This is a genomic window from Pseudoroseomonas cervicalis ATCC 49957 (assembly GCF_000164635.1).
GTDB lineage: Bacteria > Pseudomonadota > Alphaproteobacteria > Acetobacterales > Acetobacteraceae > Pseudoroseomonas > Pseudoroseomonas cervicalis.
In genome coordinates this window covers 349,300-352,846 of sequence record NZ_GG770777.1, presented here as the reverse complement: position 1 = coordinate 352,846, position 3,547 = coordinate 349,300, and the positions used below count along the sequence as shown (strand labels likewise).

The 3,547-nt window shown below is 70.6% G+C and carries 4 protein-coding genes and 2 tRNA genes; 1 reads left to right on the top strand and 5 read right to left on the bottom strand.

Translation table 11 applies throughout. The features are described 5' to 3' along the window. Positions 1–711 (top strand): GDSL-type esterase/lipase family protein (locus HMPREF0731_RS01515; protein ID WP_007002222.1); only part of this gene is annotated, 711 nt, incomplete at its 5' end. A gap of 54 nt (positions 712–765) precedes the next feature. Here HMPREF0731_RS01515 and HMPREF0731_RS01510 read toward each other — a convergent pair. The 5 genes from HMPREF0731_RS01510 to tatC form a co-directional block, all read right to left on the bottom strand. Beyond that, a tRNA-Arg gene (locus HMPREF0731_RS01510) sits at positions 766–842 on the bottom strand. 15 nt (positions 843–857) lie between these two features. Next, positions 858–1,181 carry an ETC complex I subunit gene (locus HMPREF0731_RS01505; protein WP_007002221.1) on the bottom strand — a complete coding sequence of 108 codons (324 nt, stop codon included), beginning with the start codon at positions 1,179–1,181 and terminating at the stop codon, positions 858–860. 67 nt (positions 1,182–1,248) lie between these two features. Then, positions 1,249–1,322, bottom strand: a tRNA-Pro gene (locus tag HMPREF0731_RS01500). A 45-nt stretch (positions 1,323–1,367) separates the two neighbouring features. After that, complete coding sequence (gene serS, locus HMPREF0731_RS01495) at positions 1,368–2,648, bottom strand: serine--tRNA ligase (RefSeq protein WP_007002220.1); 1,281 nt, start codon at positions 2,646–2,648, stop codon at positions 1,368–1,370. 8 nt (positions 2,649–2,656) lie between these two features. Continuing rightward, a complete protein-coding gene (gene tatC / locus HMPREF0731_RS01490) occupies positions 2,657–3,448 on the bottom strand; it encodes a twin-arginine translocase subunit TatC (RefSeq protein ID WP_007002219.1) in 792 nt (263 codons plus the stop codon). Between the last annotated feature and the right edge of the window lie 99 nt (positions 3,449–3,547).

Genomic DNA, 3,547 nt, shown 5'->3' with positions numbered 1-3,547 from the left:
ATGGCCCAGGCGCCGCAGGCCGGCCTCTCAGCCTGCCCCGGCCTGCCGCCGCGCAGCCCGATGCCGCGCGACGCCACGCCCGACTACCTGGCCGAGCCGACATGGCGCGGCCGGGTGGCCGAGCTGGACCGGCAGATCGCGGCCCACGACATGGCGCAGGCGCAGGTCGTGTTCCTGGGCGATTCCCTGGTGCAGGGCTGGTTCCCGGCGATCTACCAGCAATTCTACGGGCATCGCGCGGCGGCCAATCTCGGCGTCGGCGGCGATTTCACGCAAGGCCTGCTGGCCCGGCTGCAGCGCGGCCACTGGCCCGCCAGCCTGAAGCCGCGGCTGGCGGTGCTACTCGTCGGCACCAACAACATCCAGTATGGCGGCCAGCCGGCCGACATCGCCCTCGGCATCGCCGAGGTGGTGCGCTTCATCCGCGGCCGCTCGCCGCAGACGCGCATCCTGCTCATCGGCCTGCTGCCGCGCGGCGACAATGCGGCCGAGCCGATGCGCCGCAACATCGCGCAGGTGAATGCGCTGATCGCCCGCTGCGCCGACCAGCAGCATGTCTTCTATGCCGAGCCGGGGCCGCTGCTGCTGGACGGCCAGGGGCGGCTGTCGCGCGACATCGCCTTCGACGGGCTGCACCTGAGCATGGTGGGCTACGCCCTGCTCTCGGCCGGGATCGAGCCGCAGATCCGCCAGATCCTGGCGATGCCCTGAGCGCGCCGCGCCCATGAAAAAGCCCCGGGCCCGGATGGGCCTGGGGCTTGCAGATGGCGCACCCTGAGGGACTTGAACCCCCAACCAACCGGGTAGAAGCCGGTTGCTCTATCCAGTTGAGCTAAGGGTGCGGGGCCGGACCCGGTTCAGTGGGTCCAGTTCTCGGCACGGCCGTAGCGGAAATTCTCGGCATAGGATTTCGGCTTCAGCGCCGCCTCGGGGCGCGGCGGCTCGACCTCGTAGGGGATGTTGTTGGCACGCGCATAGGCCTCGGCCGCTTCCTGGCTGGCGAAGCTGATGCGCAGCTGGGCACGGGTGTCGCCCGAGCCGTACCAGCCGGTCAGCGGATCCTGGCGGCGCGCCTCGGCGGGGGCGAAGACCAGCATCCACTGGCCGTTGCGCGCCTTGCCGGACTGCATGGCCGAGCGCGGCTGGCGATGGATGCGGGCAATGGCAAGATCGCGGCTCATGGTGATCGCTGCTTCCGCATGGTCCGGGGCGCTGGGGGCCGCCCGCGGAGGGACTGGGGAAAAGGTATCGGGGCGAGAGGATTCGAACCTCCGGCCCTCTGCTCCCAAAGCAGATGCGCTACCAGGCTGCGCCACGCCCCGACTGGGCGGCAAACTATGGGCAGAGCCCGCTTGCCGCAAGCGCCTTCAGCCGATCGAGGTGACCCCGCCCATCCAGGGCGCCAGCACCGGGGGCACCCGGATGCTGCCATCGGCCTGCTGGTGCGTCTCCATCACCGCGATCAGCGCGCGGCCGACGGCGATGCCGGAGCCGTTCAGCGTGTGCAGATAGGCGGGCGCGGCCTTGGTGCCCGGCGCGGCCTCGGGCCGGTAGCGGGCATTCATGCGGCGCGCCTGGAAGTCCCGGCAGTTCGAACAGGAGGAAATCTCCCGCCACGCCCCCTGCCCCGGCAGCCAGACCTCGAGGTCATAGGTGCGGGCCGCCGAGAAGCCGGTGTCGCCGGCGCAGAGCAGCACGCGCCGCCAGACCAGGCCGAGCTCGGTCAGCACCCGCTCGGCGCAGCGGGTCATGCGCTCATGCTCGGCGGCCGAATCCTCGGCGCGGGTGATGGCCACCATCTCCACCTTGGTGAACTGGTGCTGGCGCAGCATGCCGCGCGTGTCGCGCCCGGCGCTGCCCGCCTCGGAGCGGAAGCAGGGCGACAGCGCGGTGTAGCGCAGCGGCAGCGCCTGCTCCGCCAGCAGCTCGCCGGCGACGAGGTTGGTCAGCGGCACCTCGGCGGTCGGGATCAGCCAGCGGCCATCCGTGGTGCGGAACAGGTCTTCCTCGAATTTCGGCAGCTGGCCGGTGCCGTACATGGTCGCGTCATTGACCAGCAGCGGCACCGAGGTCTCGGTATAGCCATGCTCCTCCACATGCAGGGAGATCATGTACTGGCCCAGCGCCCGCTCCAGCCGCGCCAGGGCGCCGCGCAGCACGGTGAAGCGGGCGCCGGCCAGCTTGGCGGCGGCGCCGAAATCCATCAGCCCCAGCGCCTCGCCCAGCTCGAAATGCTGCTTCGGCGCGAAATCCAGCGCGGGCGGCTCGCCCTGCTGGTGGAGCACCACGTTATCGCTCTCGTCGCGGCCCTCGGGGACCTCGGCATCCAGCAGGTTGGGCAGCGCCTCCAGCAGCGCGGTCTGCGCCGCATCGGCCTGCTTGGCCTCGGCCTCCAGCGCCTCCATCCGGCCGCGCAGGGTGGCGCCCTCGGCCTCCAGCGCCGCGGTGTCGCCGCCCTGGCGCTTGGCCATGCCGATCTCCTTGGAGATCTGGTTGCGCCGCGCCTGCACCTCCTGCGCCGCGGTCTGGGCGGCGCGGCGGGCGGTGTCCTGGGCCAGGATGGCCTCGGCCACCGGGGCTAGGCCGCGCCGGGCCAGGGCGGCGTCGAAGGCGGCGGGGTCGGCGCGGACGATGCGGATATCGTGCATGGAAAGGCTCAGCTCTTGTCGTCTTCGTCGCGCTTCGGCGCCACCCAGCCGGCGGCCAGGATGGAAATTTCGTAGAGGGCGATCAGCGGCACGGCGAGGCCGACCTGGCTGATGATATCGGGGGGCGTGATGACGGCGGCGACGACAAACATGCCGACGATGGCGTAGCGGCGCCCCTTCTTCAGCCCGGCCACCGAGACGATGCCAACCTTGGCCATCAGCGTCAGCGCGACCGGCAGCTGGAAGGCGATGCCGAAGGCCAGGATCATGTGCATGACCAGCGACAGGTATTCGCTGACCTTGGCCTCCAGCTGCACCGGCAGGGCGCCGGCGCCGGGCGGCGTCTCGAAGGAGATGAAGAAGCGCCAGGCCAGCGGGAAGATGAAGTAGTAGGCCAGCGCCGCGCCCAGGACGAACAGCACCGGGGAGGCCAGCAGGAAGGGCAGCAGCGCCTTTTTCTCGGACCGGTAGAGGCCGGGCGCGATGAACAGCCAGAGCTGCGTCGCCCACATCGGGAAGCTCAGGAAGACCGCGCCGAACAGCGCCACCTTCAGATAGGTGAAGAAGGCTTCATACAGGGCGGTGAAGATCATCCGCCGCTCGCCGCCCGATTGCTCGTGCAGGATGTCGGCCAGCGGCCGGGCGAGGAAGCCATAGATCTGCGCCGAGAAATAGTAGCACAGCGCAAAGCAGAGGATGAAGGCGCCGAGCGACCACAGCAGCCGGGTGCGCAGTTCGAGCAGATGCTCGATCAGCGGCATCGGCTTGTCGTCGATGGAATCGTCCTTGTCAGTGGCCACTTGCACGCTCAGACGCTGGGGGTTGCGGGCGGGGGCGCGGACGGGGCGGGCACCGCCTCCGGCCGCGCGGGGCTGGCCGAGGCGACGCCCGGCGGCACG